The organism is Actinomycetes bacterium (assembly GCA_036000965.1).
Lineage (GTDB): Bacteria > Actinomycetota > CALGFH01 > CALGFH01 > CALGFH01 > DASYUT01.
Map to the genome: position 1 here is coordinate 1 of DASYUT010000164.1, position 17,482 is coordinate 17,482.

Annotated in this window: 25 protein-coding genes and 3 pseudogenes; 9 read left to right on the top strand and 19 right to left on the bottom strand. The window is 72.6% G+C overall.

All coding sequences use genetic code 11. From position 1 onward, the window contains the following. Both VG276_14590 and VG276_14595 read right to left on the bottom strand, forming a co-directional pair. The coding region (locus VG276_14590; protein ID HEV8650590.1) for a hypothetical protein at positions 1-192 on the bottom strand (192 nt) is incomplete at its 3' end. A gap of 26 nt (positions 193-218) precedes the next feature. Next, positions 219-314: pseudogene (locus VG276_14595) on the bottom strand (RNA methyltransferase). Positions 315-388: 74 nt separating this feature from the next. On the opposite strand from VG276_14595, the gene VG276_14600 reads away from it, so the two are divergent. Beyond that, a complete protein-coding gene (locus VG276_14600; protein HEV8650591.1) occupies positions 389-724 on the top strand; it encodes a hypothetical protein in 336 nt (111 codons plus the stop codon). Continuing rightward, positions 643-1,056: an HAD-IA family hydrolase gene (locus tag VG276_14605; protein HEV8650592.1), complete on the top strand. Its 414-nt coding sequence runs from the start codon at positions 643-645 to the stop codon at positions 1,054-1,056. Before VG276_14600 ends, VG276_14605 begins: the two co-directional genes overlap by 82 nt. 297 nt (positions 1,057-1,353) lie before the next feature. On the opposite strand, the gene VG276_14610 is transcribed toward VG276_14605, so the two are convergent. Further along, a complete protein-coding gene (locus VG276_14610) occupies positions 1,354-1,566 on the bottom strand; it encodes a hypothetical protein (GenBank protein HEV8650593.1) in 213 nt (70 codons plus the stop codon). A gap of 6 nt (positions 1,567-1,572) precedes the next feature. Here VG276_14610 and VG276_14615 point away from each other — a divergent pair, with 6 nt between their 5' ends. Beyond that, the gene (locus tag VG276_14615; GenBank protein ID HEV8650594.1) at positions 1,573-1,791 is read left to right on the top strand and encodes a hypothetical protein; all 219 of its coding nucleotides are present in this window, start codon (positions 1,573-1,575) and stop codon (positions 1,789-1,791) included. 138 nt (positions 1,792-1,929) lie between these two features. Here the strand turns inward: VG276_14615 and VG276_14620 are convergent, their stop codons facing one another. Both VG276_14620 and VG276_14625 read right to left on the bottom strand, forming a co-directional pair. Further along, entirely contained in the window at positions 1,930-2,622 is a 693-nt protein-coding gene (locus VG276_14620) for a DUF899 family protein (protein HEV8650595.1), read from the bottom strand. A gap of 198 nt (positions 2,623-2,820) precedes the next feature. Further along, complete coding sequence (locus tag VG276_14625; protein HEV8650596.1) at positions 2,821-3,252, bottom strand: SRPBCC domain-containing protein; 432 nt, start codon at positions 3,250-3,252, stop codon at positions 2,821-2,823. Positions 3,253-3,342: 90 nt separating this feature from the next. Between VG276_14625 and VG276_14630 the strand changes: the two genes are divergently transcribed. After that, on the top strand, positions 3,343-3,654 hold the full coding sequence (locus tag VG276_14630) for a metalloregulator ArsR/SmtB family transcription factor (protein HEV8650597.1): 312 nt from the start codon (positions 3,343-3,345) through the stop codon (positions 3,652-3,654). 69 nt (positions 3,655-3,723) lie between these two features. Continuing rightward, positions 3,724-4,107 (top strand): SRPBCC domain-containing protein, encoded by a 384-nt coding sequence (locus tag VG276_14635; protein ID HEV8650598.1) that lies wholly within the window; start codon positions 3,724-3,726, stop codon positions 4,105-4,107. 315 nt (positions 4,108-4,422) lie between these two features. Here the strand turns inward: VG276_14635 and VG276_14640 are convergent, their stop codons facing one another. Together VG276_14640 and VG276_14645 are read right to left on the bottom strand one after the other, a co-directional pair. Further along, entirely contained in the window at positions 4,423-4,854 is a 432-nt protein-coding gene (locus VG276_14640) for a hypothetical protein (GenBank protein ID HEV8650599.1), read from the bottom strand. Between the two features lie 71 nt (positions 4,855-4,925). Further along, complete coding sequence (locus tag VG276_14645; protein ID HEV8650600.1) at positions 4,926-5,432, bottom strand: hypothetical protein; 507 nt, start codon at positions 5,430-5,432, stop codon at positions 4,926-4,928. A 103-nt stretch (positions 5,433-5,535) separates the two neighbouring features. Here VG276_14645 and VG276_14650 point away from each other — a divergent pair, with 103 nt between their 5' ends. From VG276_14650 to VG276_14660, 3 genes are all read left to right on the top strand, one after another. Beyond that, complete coding sequence (locus tag VG276_14650) at positions 5,536-5,811, top strand: helix-turn-helix transcriptional regulator (GenBank protein ID HEV8650601.1); 276 nt, start codon at positions 5,536-5,538, stop codon at positions 5,809-5,811. Between the two features lie 287 nt (positions 5,812-6,098). Further along, on the top strand, positions 6,099-7,151 hold the full coding sequence (locus VG276_14655) for an RNA polymerase subunit sigma-70 (protein HEV8650602.1): 1,053 nt from the start codon (positions 6,099-6,101) through the stop codon (positions 7,149-7,151). Positions 7,152-7,269: 118 nt separating this feature from the next. After that, a complete protein-coding gene (locus VG276_14660; GenBank protein HEV8650603.1) occupies positions 7,270-7,647 on the top strand; it encodes a DsrE family protein in 378 nt (125 codons plus the stop codon). A 123-nt stretch (positions 7,648-7,770) separates the two neighbouring features. Here VG276_14660 and VG276_14665 read toward each other — a convergent pair whose 3' ends face one another. From VG276_14665 to ffh, 11 genes and pseudogenes are all read right to left on the bottom strand, one after another. Then, entirely contained in the window at positions 7,771-8,148 is a 378-nt protein-coding gene (locus tag VG276_14665; GenBank protein HEV8650604.1) for a YraN family protein, read from the bottom strand. A 127-nt stretch (positions 8,149-8,275) separates the two neighbouring features. Beyond that, a complete protein-coding gene (locus VG276_14670; protein HEV8650605.1) occupies positions 8,276-8,398 on the bottom strand; it encodes a hypothetical protein in 123 nt (40 codons plus the stop codon). Positions 8,399-8,420: 22 nt separating this feature from the next. Continuing rightward, the gene (locus tag VG276_14675; protein HEV8650606.1) at positions 8,421-8,717 is read right to left on the bottom strand and encodes a DUF2469 domain-containing protein; all 297 of its coding nucleotides are present in this window, start codon (positions 8,715-8,717) and stop codon (positions 8,421-8,423) included. Next, complete coding sequence (locus tag VG276_14680; GenBank protein HEV8650607.1) at positions 8,714-9,355, bottom strand: ribonuclease HII; 642 nt, start codon at positions 9,353-9,355, stop codon at positions 8,714-8,716. Before VG276_14680 ends, VG276_14675 begins: the two co-directional genes overlap by 4 nt. 99 nt (positions 9,356-9,454) lie before the next feature. Then, positions 9,455-10,150: a signal peptidase I gene (gene lepB, locus VG276_14685; GenBank protein HEV8650608.1), complete on the bottom strand. Its 696-nt coding sequence runs from the start codon at positions 10,148-10,150 to the stop codon at positions 9,455-9,457. Further along, positions 10,147-10,500, bottom strand: a complete 354-nt coding sequence (rplS, locus tag VG276_14690; GenBank protein HEV8650609.1) for a 50S ribosomal protein L19 — start codon at positions 10,498-10,500, stop codon at positions 10,147-10,149. The genes lepB and rplS overlap by 4 nt, the downstream gene beginning before the upstream one ends. Positions 10,501-10,669: 169 nt before the next feature. Continuing rightward, the gene (gene trmD, locus VG276_14695) at positions 10,670-11,473 is read right to left on the bottom strand and encodes a tRNA (guanosine(37)-N1)-methyltransferase TrmD (protein ID HEV8650610.1); all 804 of its coding nucleotides are present in this window, start codon (positions 11,471-11,473) and stop codon (positions 10,670-10,672) included. A 10-nt stretch (positions 11,474-11,483) separates the two neighbouring features. Next, a complete protein-coding gene (rimM, locus tag VG276_14700; protein ID HEV8650611.1) occupies positions 11,484-12,044 on the bottom strand; it encodes a ribosome maturation factor RimM in 561 nt (186 codons plus the stop codon). Further along, entirely contained in the window at positions 12,041-12,304 is a 264-nt protein-coding gene (locus tag VG276_14705; protein HEV8650612.1) for a KH domain-containing protein, read from the bottom strand. The genes rimM and VG276_14705 overlap by 4 nt, the downstream gene beginning before the upstream one ends. Positions 12,305-12,637: 333 nt before the next feature. Continuing rightward, positions 12,638-12,874: pseudogene (gene rpsP, locus VG276_14710) on the bottom strand (30S ribosomal protein S16). 223 nt (positions 12,875-13,097) lie between these two features. Next, positions 13,098-14,414: pseudogene (ffh, locus tag VG276_14715) on the bottom strand (signal recognition particle protein). Between the two features lie 252 nt (positions 14,415-14,666). On the opposite strand from ffh, the gene VG276_14720 reads away from it, so the two are divergent. Beyond that, a complete protein-coding gene (locus VG276_14720) occupies positions 14,667-16,529 on the top strand; it encodes a GAF domain-containing sensor histidine kinase (protein HEV8650613.1) in 1,863 nt (620 codons plus the stop codon). Positions 16,530-16,539: 10 nt separating this feature from the next. Here VG276_14720 and VG276_14725 read toward each other — a convergent pair whose 3' ends face one another. Then, on the bottom strand, positions 16,540-17,367 hold the full coding sequence (locus VG276_14725; GenBank protein HEV8650614.1) for a HAMP domain-containing sensor histidine kinase: 828 nt from the start codon (positions 17,365-17,367) through the stop codon (positions 16,540-16,542). Positions 17,368-17,482 lie beyond the last annotated feature (115 nt).

A 17,482-nucleotide genomic window follows, 5' to 3' on the forward strand; every position in this document is an offset into this window, starting at 1 on the left:
CCACCGCTGCCGGTGGACCAGCGCCATGGCCACGTCCGCGACCGCCTCGGCGGGCGCCGACCGCAGGCGCCTGGACCAGGCGCGCCGGACCGCGCGGACAGGCTGGACCCCCTGGTCGGGCAGCGCGCGGGTCTCGCGGTCGATCTCGGCGGCGAGCGCGATCGGGTCGAGTGGATCGCCCGGCGGGGTCACGGCGCCTTGGGCGGCAGGGACGCGGCGTAGGCGAGGCCGCCGAACATCCGCTTCTCGGCCAGCCCCGGCCGGTCGCCGATCGCGTCCCGGATCCTGGTGGCGAGGCCCTCGTCATACGCCATCGCGCGATCCGCTCAGTTGCCGACCCCACAGGATGGGCAGGCTACCGTGGTCCGGGCAGCTCGAGGAGGTCACCATGCGCCGTGTGCAGGTGTTCGACGTCAACGAGACGCTGCTGGACCTGGCCGGCCTGGACCCCCACTTCGAGCGGGTCTTCGGCGACGCGGGGATGCGGCGGGTGTGGTTCGCGCAGATGATCCAGTCGGCGCTGGTGGCGACCGTCACCGGCGTCTACAGCCAGTTCGGCGCCGTGGCGCTGGCCGCGTTCGCGATGGTCGCCGAGCAGGGGTGCAACTGCGCGAGGAGGACCGCGACGCGATCGCCGCGCAGCTGCGCCGGCTACCGGCGCACCCGGAGGTGCCGGCAGCGCTGGAGCGGCTGCGCGCCAGCGGGTTCCGGCTGGCTGCGCTGACCAACTCGACCGAGCAGGTCGCCCGGGCGCAGCTGCAGCACGCCGGCATCATCGGCTCCTTCGAGCAGGTGCTCTCGGCCGACATGGTGCGCCGCCTCAAGCCCGCGCCGGAGCCGTACCTGCTGGCCGCCGAGCGGCTGGGCGTGCCCGTCGGCGAGGTGCGGCTGATCGCGGCGCACGCGTGGGACGTGGCCGGCGCGGCACGGGCGGGCTGCGCGACCGCGTTCGTGGCCCGCCCGGGCAAGGTGCTCGACCCGCTGGTTCCGGCCCCAGACGTGACCGGCGCCGATCTCGCCGAGGTCGCCGACCGCATCCTCACCGTGGACCGGTGACCCTGCCGCGGACGCGCCGATTGTGTTGCGGTGGCCGGTGTTGTAGCCGGGGCAGAGATACCATGAGGCCAAGCGCGATGGGAAGCCGGGCCATGTGGTCGTGGTCGCCCGGCTCCGGCCGGTTAGGGCACCAGACACTCAAGAGGTGGTCGAGGCACTCTCGGCGGACGGTCCCGACCCACCGTTCGGCGACGACGTTGGCGTTGGGCGCCCGAATCGGCGTGCAGATGATCTCGGCACCAGTCGAGCGCCAGACATCGTCGAACGCCCTGGTGAACTTGGCGTCCCGGTCGCGGATCAGGACTTGAACGCGGCGGCACGGTCACCCAGCTCAACCAGGAGATTGCGGGCCTGCTGGGCCACTACCAAGCCGGCATTGGGGCCTGGAGCGGCCCGCCCAACCCGCCACCGGCCAGGCAGCTCGGCGACCTGCACTGGCGCGGCTCGGGCCGGGGCGCGTTGGGCGGCCTGCCGGTGGTGGCGCACACCCACCAGGACCCATCCGGCCATCGCGTCGTGCTGCTCCAAGCCGACCGGTCCTTCCCCACCGCAGTCGGCGCCCACCACCCAGCCGGCAGCGACACCTGGGTCGCCGAGGTCGACGGGGTGGTGCTGTTCTGCGCCGACCAGCCCGCGCCGTCGCTGGTGGTCGGCCAGGACCGCGCCGAGGTGCTGCTGGCCGCCGCCCGGCTCGGCCTGGACACCAGCGCAAGCCGGCACGGAGGCGCGCGGTGAGCGGCGGCGATGCGCGCCTCCTCCAACGCGCTGTTGAAGGCAACGATCCCGGGCCGCCAGCTCCCCCACCAGCCGGGGCGCCTCCGACAGGCAAGGGTTCCGGGTGCACGCGGAATCGCGACCAGCGAATCCGAACCTTCAATCTCTGTTGTGGTAGGAGAGTTCGGCGTACCAGTCGCCGCGGCCCTGCGGGGTGAGGTCGAGGGTGTTCCAGACCGGGCTGAGCAGGTCGATGCCGCGCTGGTCGATGTCGTCGGCCATGCGTGGGTGGGTGGTGTAGAAGTGCCGCAGGGTGTCGTGGCCGTCGCGGGTGAAGACCGAGATGGTCGAGTCCTGGTTGCCCTGGTCGTCCTCGCTGCCGAGGTCGTACTTGAAGGTGCTGTCCCCGCAGCTGAGCAGCCGCAGGTTGCGCCAGCCTCGGCGGCGGGCGTGCGCGCGCAGGGCCGGCGGGTCGGCGGCGGCGGCGATGGCGAAGTCGACGTTCTGCGCCAGGTGGGGGGCGACGCCGTTGAACCCGTCGATCCACATGGTGCACATCGGGCAGGGGCTGGTCTGCCGCTTGCCGTACATCAGGTGGTAGACGACCAGCGACCGGCGAGGACCGCTGAACAGCTCGCTCAGCCGCACCGGACGGGCCGGCGTGTCGCCGGCATCCAGGTCGGCCGGTCCCTCCTGGAACACGTAGTCGTCGACCGTGGCGCCGTCGGGGAGCCGGCGGCGCAGTTCGGCGACCCGTTCGCGCTGGCGCATCAGCTCGATCTCGGCGAGCCGGAGCTCGTCGCGGCGGGCGAGGTAGTCGGCCGGTTCGTTGGCCAGGTTGGTCTGTCGCATCATGCCTCTCCGGTGGTTGGGCCGCCCGGCGAGCGCGGCGGCGAGTTGGTCGAGCTTGGTGGCCAGCCCCTGGCGAGGCGGGGTGGATGGCGTCTGGCTCCGGCGCTGCCGTCGATTGGCGCCTGCCCTCCTTCCCTTCACTGCGGTGGATATGGGACCCGGCGCGGGCGAGCACGGCAAGCCTTCCCGGTTGAACGGTCAGGCCTTGCGGAACAGGGGGGCGGCCTGGCCGGTCTCGGCGTAGGTCCTGAGCATCAACAGCAGGTGGGCCCAGGTGAACGCCGCCATCGGGAACGGGCCACTGTCGTCGGCCCAGCCCTCGTGCGCGAAATGGAGCTTGGTGCCGCTGTCAGGGTTGGCCGACAGCGTCCACACGATCTGGGTGCCGACCCAGTGCGGCGGGAAGTCGCCGATCGACTCCCAGCGGACCCGCTCCGGGCCCACCTCGGCGACCCGCAGCGCGAACGGCTTCGGTGCGGTCGGGAAGCCGAGCGTCATGGTCGAGCCGACCCCGCCGGCGAAGGCGACGTCGTCGGTCCACCACGACGCGATGCCCTGCTCGGTGCCGAGGGCGGCCACGATCGGGCTGGCGTCGGCTGCGATGTCGACCTCGAAGACGATCCGTGCCATGGAGACTCCTCCCAGTCGTTCAAGTGGTGACTGAAGCGTATCGCGCGTCGTGCCTTACGTTCAAGTCATCGCTAGAATGTCCGCGTGGACATGCTGCAGGTCGTCGTCGAGCCGCGCCGCCGGGAGATCCTGCGGCTGCTGTGGGACCGGGAGCTGAGCGTGGGCGAGGTGGCCTCGCGGTTCCCGGTCAGCTTCGCCGCTGTGTCGCTGCATCTCGGCGTGCTGCGCGAGGCCGGGCTGGTCACCGTCAGACCGGACGGCAAACGCCGGATGTACCGGGCGAACCGGGATGCACTGGCGCGGCTGGCGCCGATGCTCGAGGCGATGTGGCGTCAGGACCTCGACCGGCTGGCCGAGGTGGCCGAGGCCGACCAGACGGGACGCCAGGCGGGCCGGCGGTGAGCCCACCAGTGGTCGTGGAGCGGTGGGTCAAGGCCACCCCACAGACGGTGTTCGGGTTCCTTACCGAGCCTGACAAGTGGGTGCGCTGGCAGGGTACCCAGGCCGAGCTCGACCCCCCGCCCCGGCGGTATCTACCGGGTCCACATCCGAGCGGGGGTCACCGCCAGCGGCCAGTTCGTGGAGGTCGAGCCGTACCGCCGGGTCGTCTTCACCTGGGGCTTTGAGATCCCAGACCACCCGATCCCGCCGGGCTCCACCCTCGTCCAGACTGACCTCATCCCCGACGGCGACGACACGCTGGTCCGGCTCACCCAAGACCACGTGCCGCCGCCCGGCGTCGTCCCCGTCCGCCGCGGCTGGGACGACTACCTCGACCGACTGCAGGTCGCCGCCGCCGGGGGCGACCCCGGCCCCGACCCCGGCGGCGTGCCTCAACCCACCCAGGGCGCATAGTCCCGAACTCACCGCGGCGGGCCGCGGCGTGCATTGACCGCCGACATGCGCCGAGGCTCGACGCCATGTTGCCGATGGAATCCTTCCGTTCGCGCACGCGCGACCCACCCCCATCCCGGTGCAATCAGCAGGGGTCCGCCTGCGTCCGACCGGGCGTGGGAGGCCGACGGCCAGCCGAGCGACAACGGTCAGGGACAAGCGTGCTGCATAACGTGCCGATCCGGTCGAGATTCGCCTTCACGCTGATCGTGCCGCTGCTGGGCTTGGCGGTCTTTGCCGTGACCGGCTGCGCCAGGTCGAACAGCGGGTCAGCGCCTACATCATCGCCACCAGTTCGACCCTGGAGGCCAACGCCAAGCGGCGTGCGCTGTTGTACGGCGTGCTGCTGGCCACCACGGTCGGGCTCGCGATCGGCTTGTCGCTGGTCACGGCCCGCTCGCTCATCGTGCCGCTCGCGGTCTCAAAGACGCCATCGGCGAGGTGGCCCGGCACGAGCTCCTCGGTGTCGTCCGCCGCCTGGCAGCTCGCCCATGCCAACGAGCACATGGTCAATTCTCCGGTCGTGGAGTTGACGAGCGCGAGAATGCTCGGCTTCTTCGTGGTCGGGCAGCTTGCCGCACGGCACGGCATCAAGGTGCGCCACTCCCAGTACGCCGACGTACCGCGCTGGTGCTCCTGCCGGTGGACCTTGTGGTCCGGTCCGACCCGTTGGCCGCCGCCGACGGGCGTCCAAGCCAGGCCGTCCAAGGCCCCGGCCGACCGCGAGGTCCCCGATCGCCAACGTGGAGATGCTCACCGGAACGGCACCGGTCGAGGCCTCACCGGAGGGTGCGACTGCCAGACTCCTCCCGCGTCCACAGCCGCCACGCCACCAGGACCACACTGACCCACAGACCCGGGACGTAGAAGGTCAGGATCAGCCACGAAACATCGGCTGCCTTGTCGAACAGGTCCTCGCGTATGCCCATGAGCGCGGCGTTGCTGAGGTCGATCACCGTTGCCACCACGAACACCCATGCCAGAGGAATCGCAAAGCGCCACCGATAGCGCAGGGCATACAGCGTTGCGAGGGCCAGCACCATTCCGACCAGGTCCCCGTAGACGATCTCGTCGCGGGTGAGGTCCGGGATGGCAAAGCCGAACTCCTGCGCCGAGAACAGCTGCAGGGCGACGTGGCGGAAGGCGTGGATCCACAGCAGGGGGGTGATGGCAGCGCCGAGAGCCACAGCCCGCATCCTGGGCGCCGCATACCAGGCGGCCGCGGTGGCGAAGACGACGAAGCTGAGGACCATCGCGACCAGCGCGGCGGCGGTGAGCGCCATCATTCGTCTCTCAGCCAGTCGAGCGCGTGCTGGCGATGGGTGAACCACGCGGTGGGGAACGTGGCGGGACCATCGCTGACGGGTTGGCCTGGCGGCAGGCGTCTCGGTGGACGGGCTGGCCGCCCACGCCAGCGTCAGCATCCGCACGCTCAACCGTCGCTTCAAGACGGCCACCGGCCAGACGCCCCGCGGCTACCTTCAGAGGATCCGCATCGAGGCGGCCAAGCGACTGCTCGAAACGACCACCGACCCCGTCGACCACCTCAGAGCCCAAGTCGGCTACGGCGACCCGACAGCATTCCGACGCGCGTTCACCCAGGCCACCGGTCTGGGTCCTCGAGCGTACCGACAGAAGTACGGCCCGCGACGACACCATCCGTAGCGGCGGTCCCGGGCAAGGGAGGGGATACCGCCGGCGACCTCCCCGATGGCAAGACCGCGAGGCTCCTCCCCACGTTTTGGGGACGTAGAGCCCTACCAGCGCCTCGGCCCCGAGCAGCCGGCCCGAAGCCTACCCGGTATCGCCAAGGCCGGCGGTCCCCTGGTCACCACTGCGCTCGGCCGGCCGGGGACAGACGCACGGCCGGCGCGATGGTGGGACGATGCGGGGACGATGTTGGAACGCGACCGTGATCCTGGTACCAGCGCACTGGGAGCCGAGCGCCCGCGATGAGCCGCGCGATCCTCCCGCCCGCGACGACCGATCACGATCGTGGCGTGCTCGCGGCCGCCCGCGCCGGAGACCAGCGCGCGTTCGAACGCCTGACGGCTCCGCTCCAGCGGGAGCTGCACGTGCACTGCTACCGGATGCTGGGGACCGTGCAGGACGCCGATGACGCACTCCAGGACACCCTGCTGCGTGCGTGGCGCCACCTCGGACGATTCCAGCCCCGCCAGCCGCTGCGGGCGTGGCTGTATCGCATCGCCACCAACGTCTGTCTCTCGGCACTGGCGCGCAGAACACGGCGCGCCGAGGTTTCCCTCCAAGGGTTCGAAGCGGCCCGTGCGCCCAAGCGCGTCGAGGGTGACGCCGTCCACCTCGACCCGTATCCCGACCGACTGCTCGACCTGAACCACGCCCCGCAGCAGGGACCCGAGGCCGTCGTGGAGCGGCGCGAGACAGTCGAACTGGCGTTCGTCGTCGCCGTCCAGCTGCTGCCGGCCCGGCAGCGCGCCGTGCTGCTGCTGCGCGACGTGTTCGGCTTCCCAGCTGCCGAGGTTGCCGACCTGCTCGGCACCAGCGTCGCCGCCGTCAACAGTGCGCTGCAGCGAGCGCGCTCAACGTGTGAGCGGGAACGCCGAGCCGGGCGGATCACGCGGGTCCACGCCCCCGCCACAGCGACCGTCGAACGCTCGCTTGTGCGGCGCTTCAGCGCGGCCTGGCAGGCCGCGGACGTGTCGGCGCTGGTCCGGCTGCTTGCTGAGGACGCGCTCTTGACGATGCCGCCGACGCCGGTGCGTCTGGTGGGCCGTGAAGCGATCGCGTCGTTCTTGCGCACCGGCCCGGGCGACGGCCACCTGGACCGATTCCGAGCCGTGGAGACCCGCGCGAACCGTCAGCCGGCGATCGCCCTGTACCTCGAAGACCCTGCGACCGGCGTCCACCAGGCGCACGCCGTTCTGGTGCTCTCGATCCGCGGTGCAACGGTCGCTTCGGTGACACGGTTCGGGATTTCCGAGCTATTCTACCGGTTCGGGCTGCCGCAGACCCTCCAGCCTTGACGTCCAGGCCGCAGAACCACCGGCGGGTTCGGCGATGAGTTCCGCTCGTGCGGGCGGTTGTATCGGCGAGGCATGATGGGTCCGGCCGACCCGGCCGGCAGAGCGGAAGGAGCACCCGGTGGCGAGGTACGCGATCGTCGTGATGTCGGAGCACAGCGAGGGAAACCCGGGCGGCCAGGGCCGCATGGTCCACGCGCTCTCCGCGGCCAAGGAGTTCAAGAAGGCGGGCGAGGACGTGACGATCTGGTTCCACGGCATCGGCGTCACGTGGCTGGCGGCCTTCGACTCGCGGTACGACCAGTTCTCGCGGAACTACGGCGGCCTGTTCGACGAGGTCCGCGACACGATCCGCGGCGCGTGCGACTTCTGCACGACGACACGGTTCGGGTCGGCGGAGGCCGCCAAACGTCTAGGCGTACCGGTCGTGGGCGGCGACGGGCAGCACCACACGGTCGCCACGCTGGTTGCCGAGGGCTACCAGGTGTTCACGTTCTGACGCGATCGCCTACGCACAGACGATCAGCCGGCCCCCGGTCGGTCACTGGCAACACACCACAGCAAACACCATAGCCCGGAGCTTCACATCCACGAGCAACGGTCACCTCAGAAGGCAGGACTGTCAGAAGGCCCCTTCAAGGTGCTCCAGGACGGGTGCAGCGCCCCGCGGCCAGGTGATGGTCACCACGTCGAAGCGGACCCGGCTGGGCGGGTGCTCGGTGGCGGCCAGCCAGGCGGCGGCCAGGGCGCGCAGGCGGGCCTGCTTGCGGGGGGTGACGGCGGCGGCCGGGGTGCCGTAGGCGCTGCCTCGGCGGGTCTTGACCTCGCAGAACACGAGCAGGCCGGGGCCGGCGGCGACGACGTCGATCTCGCCGGCCCGGCAGCGCCAGTTGCGGGCGAGGACGGTGAGGCCGGTGCCGGCGAGGTGGTCGCAGGCGAGGGCCTCGCCGCGGCGGCCGAGGTCGGCGCGGGGATCGGGCGGGGGCGGCTGGCTGGGCACGGCCGGACCGTACCGCCGGAGCGGGCCCGCCGGATGGCCGGCGGCCAGGTTGTGGACGGCCGCCAGGTTGTGGACGGCTCGCGGCCAGGTTGCGGATGGCCGGCGGCAGGTTGTGGACGGTCGGCGGTCAGTTGCCGCCGGCGGCCAGGACCCAGGCGACCAGGCCGCCGATGATGACGATGGCGGCGACCAGGATGGCGATGTCGACTGGCTTCTTGTCGCGGTAGCGGCGGGTGGCGTTGAACCCCATGGGCGTCAGGCCTCCGCGGTGGTCACAGTTCTTCCTTGCGGATGAGCTCTTCGATGTTGACGTCCTTGAAGGTGACGACGCGGACCTTGGTGACGAAGCGGGCAGACCGGTACATGTCCCAGACCCAGGCGTCGTGCAGGATGAGGTCGAAGTACACGTCGGTGTCCTCGTTGCGGATCTTCAGGTCGACCTTGTTGGCGAGGTAGAAGCGCCGCTCGGTCTCGACGACGTACTGGAACATGCTGAGCACGTCGCGGTACTCGTGGTAGAGCTGCAGCTCGATATCCGCCTCGTACTTCTCGAGGTCCTCGGCGCTCATCGCCCCTCCTGTGCGGGCTGGTGGTTCGTTTCCTCCGGCGGGTGGGCGACCCAGGGCGCGGCCACGCCCGCGAAGGAGTAGCGATGGTAGGCCGTCGGGCCGAGTGCGCGCAGCGCCGCCCAGTGCTCATCCGTCCCATATCCCTTGTGCCGCTCGAACCCGTAGCCGGGGTAGCGGCGGGCGGCCCGGGTCATGATGCGGTCCCGGGTGACCTTGGCGATGATGGAGGCGGCGGCGACGCAGGCCACGACCTGGTCGCCTTTGCGGACGCCGAGGACGGGGGCTGGCATGCGCGGGATGGGGAAGCCGTCGGCCAAGGCGTAGTCGTAGCCGCCGGGGAGGGTGCGCAGCACCCGGGCGAGCAGCGCGAGGTTGCAGCGGTGGAGGCCGTGGGCGTCGATCCGCTCTGGGCTGACGCGGGCGACGGAGATGGCCAGGGCGGCCTGCTCGATCTGGGCGGCGAGCTCGGTGCGGCGGGCCGGGGTGAGAAGCTTGGAGTCGGCGAGCCCGTGGATGGCGTGGCCGGCGGGCAGGACGACGGCGGCGGCCACGAGCGGCCCGGCGAGGGCGCCCCTGCCCGCCTCGTCCGCCCCGGCGACGCGGCCGAAGCCGGCGTCGCGGAGGCGGTCTTCGAACACTGCGGAGGCAAGCACGTTGAGTAGCCTACTGCGCGAAGGGTGCGATCCGCGCGAGGTCGGCTGATCGGTTGGGATGGGTTGGGGGCATGGGTCCGGCTTTCAGCGGTCGCGGCGAAGCCAGCCGCCACGGTTGAACGGCCAGATGCGCACGAAGGCGCGCCCGACGACGCTGGAACGGTCGATGGGGCCGAAGACGCGGGAGTCCTGGGAGTTGTTGCGGTTGTCGCCCATGACGAACAGCTTGCCCTCGGGGACGGTGCTGGGCGAGCAGTCGGTGGTGGCGTCGCCGAGCAGGTAGGGCTCGTCCGTGGGGGAGCCGTTGCGGTAGAGCCTGCCGCCCGAGCAGGAGAGCTTGTCACCGGGGACGCCCACGACCCGCTTGATGAAGTCGCGGTCGGAGGGTGGGGTGACGCCGACGGCCTGGCCCAGGCCGATGAAGAACCTGGCGACTGGGTTGGGCTGAGGGGTGTCGAGGCTGGGGTCGTTGTGGACGAAGACGACGACGTCGCCGCGCTCGACCTCGCCGAACCGGTAGGTGACCTTCTCGACGAGGACGCGGTCGGAGATGTCGAGGGTGGGTTCCATCGAGCCGGAGGGGATGTAGAAAGCCTGGATGAGGAAGGTCTTGAAGATGACGGCGAGCAGCACGGCGAGGACGATGAGGACGGCGGTCTCACGGACGACCGCGAGCGGGCCGGCCGGCTTGTCACGTGCAGGCGTGCGGGCCTCGGCGGCGTCTGCGCCGCCGGGGCCGTCGGCCTGGTCGCCGGTGTCGCTGGTGACGGGTCGCCTCATGCTCGCGCGGAGCGCTTTTCCTTGATCTTGGCGGCCTTGCCCGTCCGGTCGCGCAGGTAGTAGAGCTTGGCCCGGCGGACGTCGCCCCGGGTGACGAGCTCGACCCTGGCGATGCTGGGCGAGTGGACGGGGAAGGTGCGCTCGACGCCGACCCCGAAGGAGACCTTGCGGACCGTGAACGTCTCGCGCAGGCCACCTCCCTGGCGGCGGAGCACGAAGCCCTGGAAGACCTGGATGCGCTCCCGGGCGCCTTCGACGACCCTGACGTGGACCTTGACGGTGTCGCCGGGACGGAAGTCGGGCAGGTCGCCGCGCAGTTGTGCGCGTTCGACCGCGTCGGTGATCTGCATTGGGTGAAGCTCCCTTTGGGAAAGGCTCGAGACGCGAGGCGTGCCGGCCCAGCGGGTCGGGGTGTGCCCATGGGTGGGCACCACAAGTCGGCTGGCGGCACCTGCGAGGGTAACACGCCCGCGTCGAACCGCTCCACCTGCTCGGCGGGTGTGCTCGGGTCGGCCGGGTTCAGAGGTCGGCCAGGCGGCGGTGCTCCTCGTCGGTGAGGTCGGCGCCGGCCAGGAGGTCGGGGCGGACGAGGCGGGTGCGCTCCACGGCCTGGGCGCGGCGCCAGCGGGCGACGGCGCCGTGGTCGCCGGAGCGGAGGACCTCGGGGACCTCGAGGCCGCGGTAGGAGGCGGGGCGGGTGTACTGGGGGTACTCGAGCAGGCCGAGCCGGTCGCCCGCCGCGTCGGGGGTGTCGCGGGTGCCAGCGGCGCCGGGGGTGGCGGGGGTGGCGGGGACGTCGGGGGTGGCGAACGACTCGTCGCCGGCGGAGGCGGCGTTGCCCATGACACCGGGGACGAGGCGGGCGACGGCGTCAACGACCACCAGAGCGGCGGTCTCGCCGCCGGCGAGGACGTAGTCGCCGATGGAGAGGACCTCGTCGACGCGGGTGCGGACCCGCTCGTCAACCCCCTCGTAGCGGCCGCAGCAGAGGATCACCCGGGGCATGCGGGCCAGGCGGGCGGCGGTGGGCTGGTCGAAGCGGCGTCCGTCGGGAGCGAGCAGGACGACGTGGGCGGGTCCGGGGGCGTCCGGCTCGGTGGTGAGGTCGTCGAGGGCGTCGAACCAGGGGGCTGGGAGCATGACCATGCCGGCGCCGCCACCGAAGGGGGCGTCGTCGACGGTGCGGTGGCGGTCGTGGGTCCAGGCGCGCAGGTCGTGGCAGCGGACGGTGACCAGGCCGCGCTCTCCGGCCTTGCCGAGCAGGCCGGTGGCCAGCGGCGAGTCGAAGAAGCCCGGGAAGATGCTGACGACGTCGAACAGCACGGGGCCGCCTTCAGGAGGGGTCGAGCAGGCCGGGAAGGGCGTCGACGACGACCCGGCCGGCGTCGAGGTCGACGGTGACGAGGGCGGCGACGGCGGGCACGAGCGCGGTCCGGTCGTCGGGGAGCCGGACCGAGAGCAGGTCGTGGGCGGTGCCGGGCAGGACGTCGGCAACGGTCCCGCAGGGCTCGCCGTCGCGGTCGAGCACGGGCAGGCCGATGAGCTGGTGGGCCCAGAACTCGCCGGGCTCGAGGGGGCGGGCCTCCTCCACGGGGATGGAGAGCAGGCCGCCGCGCAGGCTGTCGGCGGCGTCGCGGTCGTCGACCCCGTCGAGGGTGAGCAGCAGGCGGCCGTGGTGGCGGCGGGCGGCGGCCACGACCAGGGGGCGCAGGCCGGTGCCGGTGGCGTGCCCGGTGCCGGTGGCGTGCCCGGTGCCGGGGTCGCCGAGGGCGAGCTCGCTGCCGGGCGCGAACCGCCCGGGCGCGTCGGAGAGGACCTCGACGGTGACCTCCCCGTGCACACCGTGGGGGCGGAGCACCCGGCCGACCACGAGCCGGGCCGGGACCTCGGTCATTCGCCCTCGGCCAGGACCTCGACCTCGACGCGGCTCGCCTGGACCCCGGCACCCAGGGCGCCGGGCAGCGGGGCGACGGCTCTGACCAGGCGTCGCAGGGCCTTGATGGTGCGCCCGCCCCGCCCGATCAGCTTGCCGACGTCGGCGGGGGCGGCGCGCACCTCGTAGGTGACCCCGCGGCTGCCCCGCAACTCCTCGACGGTGACCCGCTCGGGGTCGTCGACGAGGGCGCGGGCGAGATAGGCGACGACGTCGCGCATCGGGCTAGTGGCCCCCCTCCGGACGCCTGCCCGGCCGGCGCCTCGCCGGACCGGTCGACGCCTCGCCGGACCCGGCCGGCGCCTCGCCGGCATGGACGTCGCCGCAGCCTGGACGCCACGGGAGCGCGGCAGCCTGGACGCCACGGGAGCCCGGCGCCGGCCGGGCAGCCCTCGCCTGGGTCGCCCCTGGACGTTCCAGGGTCGGCACGCCCAGGGGCGGCCGGGCAGCCCTCGCCGGGGTCGCCATCAGGAGCGCTTCTTGGGCCCGGCCGTGGCCGCGTACCGCTTGGCCCGCAGCGCCTTGGCGGCTGCCTTCTTCTCGGCGATGCCCTCGACCCCGGCGACGGCGAGGAGGTTGGCGACCGCCTCGGTGGGCTGGGCGCCCTTGGCGATCCAGGCGCGCGCCTTGTCGGTGTCGATCTGGATGCTGGACGGCTCGGTGGCGGGGTTGTAGGTGCCGATGTTCTCGATGAAGCGGCCGTCGCGGGGGCTGCGCGAGTCGGCGACGACGACGCGGTAGGTCGGCGCCTTCTTCATGCCCATGCGCATGAGGCGGATCTTCACGGCCATGCTGGGATGTGCTCCTTCTCGGGGTGGCCCGCCCGTCCCGGTGGGTCTGCCGTTCCCCGTTCGTCTGCCTGGTGGCGTCCGGGACCATCCCACATCCGGCACACGGCGGTCGACGTGGGACGACAGCCGCAGAGTGTAGTGCCAACCGCGCCCGTCGTGCAGGAGCGCGGACATCTCAGCGGCCGAGGCCCATCTTGCGCAGCCGCTTGGGGCTCATGGCGGCGAGCTGCTTCATCATCTTGCGGGCCTCGTCGAACTGCTTGACCAGCGCGTTGACCTGCTGGGTGGTGGTGCCCGAGCCGCGCGCGATGCGGGCCCGCCTGGACCCGTTGAGGATCTTGGGGTTGGCGCGCTCGCGCGGGGTCATGGAGCGGATGATCGCCTCCACCCTGGCCAGGTCGCGGTCGTCGACCTCGACCCCCTTGAGCTGCTGGCTCATGCCGGGCAGCATGCCGAGGACCTGGTTGAGAGGGCCCATGCGCTTGACCTGCTGGAGCTGGTCGAGGAAGTCCTCGAGGGTGAAGCTGGCCTGGCGGAGCTTGCGCTCCATGTCCTCGGCCTGCTGGCGGTCGACCAGCTCCTCGGCCCGCTCGATGAGGGTGAGCACGTCGCCCATGCCGAGGATGCGGCCGGCGAGCCGGTCGGGGTGGAAGGCGTCGAAGTCGCCGAGCTTCTCCCCGGTGGTGGCGAACTTGATGGGACGGCCGGTGACCGTGCGGATGGAGAGCGCGGCGCCGCCACGGGCGTCGCCGTCGAGCTTGGAGAGGACGACGCCGGTGACGTCGACGCCCTCCTGGAACGCGACGGCCGTCTGCACCGCGTCCTGGCCGGTCATCGCGTCGACGACGAGCAGGACCTCGGTGGGCGCGACGGCGTCCTTGATGGCGGCGGCCTGGGCCATCATCTCGGTGTCGATGGAGAGCCGGCCGGCGGTGTCGACGATGACGACGTCGCGGCCGGCCCTTTCGGCCTCGGCGCGGGCGCCCAGGGCGACCGCGACCGGGTCGGCCGATCCTCCGACCCCACCCGCCACCCCGCCGGGCCCGGAGCCGTCCTCGGGCGCGTACACGGGCACCTTGGCCTGCTCGCCGAGCACCCGGAGCTGCTTGACCGCGGCGGGGCGCTGCAGGTCGCAGGCGACCAGCAGTGGCTTGCGGCCCTTGCCCGCGAGCCAGCGGGCGAGCTTGGCCGCCGTTGTGGTCTTGCCCGAGCCCTGGAGCCCGGCGAGCAGCACCACCGTGGGGGGCCTGGGGGCGAAGGTGAGCGGCTCGTTGCGCCCGCCGAGGGTGGTGACGAGCTCCTCGTGGACGATCTTTATGACCTGCTGGGCCGGGGTGAGGCTGCGCGTGACCTCCTCGCCGACGGCCCGGGCGCGCACGCGGCCGATGAAGTCCTTGACGACCTTGAAGTTGACGTCTGCCTCGAGCAGGGCGAGGCGCACCTCACGCAGGGCGGCGTCGACCTGCGCCTCCGAGAGCCGCCCGTGGCCCCGGAGCTTGGAGAAGACGTCCTGCAGGCGGTCGGAGAGGGTGTCGAACACGGGTGTGCATCCTTTTCCATGGAAGGGCTGATCGACGACGTCGACAAGCATAGTGGGCCTTGCGCCGATCATGGTTGCACCATCCCCAAGCGGGGCTGCGGGGGAGGGCGGGCGGCGGGGATGGTGGTAGCGTTTCGCGGGCGCATCCCAGCGGTGGCCGGGACGGGCGGGACCGCAAGGCCTGCCAGGAGACGGGCGGGACCGCAAGGCCCGCCAGGATCGGTCGGGGGACGCGAGTCGGTGGAGGGGCGGATGGCGGACACGCCAGGAAGGGTCTCGGCGTCGGCCAAGCGGGCTGCGGCGCTGGTGGTCGGCCGCTGGGTCGGGATCGGGGTCGTCTCGGCGCTCCTCCTCGTCCAACTCGCCCGCGAGCGGAGCCCGCTGCTGCTGCTGGCGATGCTCAGTGCCGTGCCGGTGCTCGGCGCCAACCTGGTCCAGCAGCGGGCGCTGGCCGCCGGGCGGACCGGGACTGTGCGCCGCCTGGGCTGGGTCCTGCTCGCGCTGGACGGGCTGTTCGTGCTGCTGGCCGTCCTGGGAATGAGCCGGCAGCCGGTCGGCGGCTACTTCATGCTCGGCTGGCTGCCGATCGAGGGGGCGCTTGCCGCGGGCGGGCCCGCGGCGGTGGCGGGTGGCGCGTTCGCGGTAGCTGCGGTGCTGGCCGAGACCGCCATGCGGCGGAGCGGACTGCCCGTGCCGTCGGCCTACGACGGCTCGCTGGTGCGCGTCCTCAACCTGGTCGCGATCACCGCGGTCATGATCGCGGTGGAGCGGGCGCTCGGCCGCGGTGAGCAGGCGATGACCCAGCAAACCACCCAGCTGGCGGCCGCCGTGGAGCGGGAACGGGAGGCGCGCCTGGAGCAGCAGGCGTTTTCCACGATCGTCCTGGCCGGGGTGGCCGACAAGGGCAGCCTCGACGAGGTGCTGCGCTCGATGACCGACGCGATCGCCAGGACCATGGACTACGAGGCGATGGCGGTCTTCCTGCTCGACCGGCCCGGGCTGCTGCGCTGCAGCTCGTCGCTCGGGGACTGGCCGGGGCAGGTTGGCGCGGCGATCGTGGTGACCGGCCCGGGCACCATCGTCGGCCAGGTCGCCCAACTGGGTCGGCCGATCCTGCTCGGCGACCCGGCCGAGCACCCCGACTACTTCGCGGTGGTCCCCGGTCCGCGGTCAGAGATCTGCGTGCCGCTACGCATCGGCGAGCGGGTCATCGGGGTGGTCAACGTCGAGTCGTCCACCCCCCACCGGTACGACCATGCCGACCTCGACCGGCTCCAGCGGCTCGCCGACCAGCTCGCAGTGGTCCTGGAGCGCGCGCGGCTGGCCGACCGGGAGGCGGCCACCCTCGCCCGCCTCCACGAGCTGGACCGGCTGAAGGACGACTTCGTCGCCATGACCTCGCACGAGCTGCGCACGCCGCTGACGGTGATCCACGGCTTCGCCCGCACGCTGCTCCGGCCCGACCTGGAGCTCGACGCGCGTGAGCGGCGCAGGTTCACCGAGGTGATCGACCGGCAGACCGCACGCCTGAGCCGGCTGGTCGAGGACCTGCTGGCCGCGTCCCGGATGGAGGCGGGCAAGCTCGACATCGTCATGGGCGAGCACGACCCGGCCAAGCTCCTGACCGAGTACGCCGAGGAGTGGCCGACCGAGCCCTCCCGGGTGGAGCTGGACCTGACCGACGACCTGCCGATCGTGGTCACCGACCCCGACCGGCTGGCCCAGGTGGTGCGCAACCTGGTCGACAACGGGCTCCGCTACGGCGGCGGCAGCCCGGTCTGGGTGACCGCGCGGCGGGACGGCTCCGACCTGGTGATCGAGGTGTGCGACCAGGGCCCGGGGATCCCGGGGGCGGAGCTGGCCCACGTGTTCGAACGCTTCCGGCAGGTCGGTGCCTCGCCCGGCCACCGCGCCGGCATGGGGCTCGGCCTGTGGATCACCCGCCAGCTCGTGACCGCCCTGGGCGGCTCGATCCAGGTCGAGTCGGCGCCCGACCGAGGCGCCACCTTCGTGGTGCGCCTGCCGGGCCGGCAGCCGGAGCCGGCCCGGTCGCGGCCCAGGCCCGCGCCGGCCCGCCCGGCCCAGCCCGCGCCGCCGGCATCCCGGGCCGGCTGAGGCCCCGAGCTCAGGGCCGGGTGCCGGCCAGGCCGCCGGCGGGGGTGCCAGGCGGGGCGAGCCGGCGCGGGCGGACGGCTTCCAGCCTGAGCGTGAAGCAGGAGCCGGCCGGCACGTTGGGCTCGTACCGGAGGGTGGCGCCGTTGGCCTCGGCCAGGCGCTCGGCGATGAACAGGCCCAGGCCGGTCCCCTTCACGGTGGCCGCCGGACCGGTGGCGACGCGCGCGAAGCGGTCGAACAGCCTCGGGACGAACTCGGGGGGCACCCCCTCGCCGTGGTCGCGCACCCGCAGCTCGACCCAGCCGTCGCCGGTCTCCCTGGCGTCGGCCTGGACCGGGGGCCGCCCGTGCTCGGCCGCGTTGGCGAGGAGGTTGACAAGGATCTGCTGCAGGTGGGCAGGGTCGGCCAGGGCGGCGACCCGGGTGGTGGGACGGGCTGTGGCCCCGGCGAGCTGCGGCACCGCGCGGAGGGCCTGGTCGACCGCCAGGTCGAGCAGGACGGGCACTCGACGGGCCTGCACGGCGCCGGCGTCCAGGCGGTACATGGCCAGGATGTCATCGACCAGCTCGCCGAGGCGGCGCGCCTGCACGTGGATCCGGTCGACCCAGTCGAGCTTGAGCTCGTCGGGGATCGCCTCCCACTCGTCGATCGCCATCTCGGCGTACCCGACGATCGACGTCAGGGGCTGCCCGACGTCACGGGAGAGCACCGCCATGAGGTCGGCGTCGCGCTGGCTGCGCGCGCCCAGCTCCTGGTTGGCGCGCTCGAGCTCGTCGGCGCAGACGGCCGGCGCGGCATCACGGCGCGGGTCGACGGGGCGCGCGGGGGTGCCGGGCACGGCATCACGGTGCGGGTCGACGGGGCGCGCGCTCGCGCGCCGGTGCTTGGACACATCTGTCGTATCGGCGGGACCGGGGTGGGGTTGACCCGGTGGCGCCGCCCACGGCCTGGCC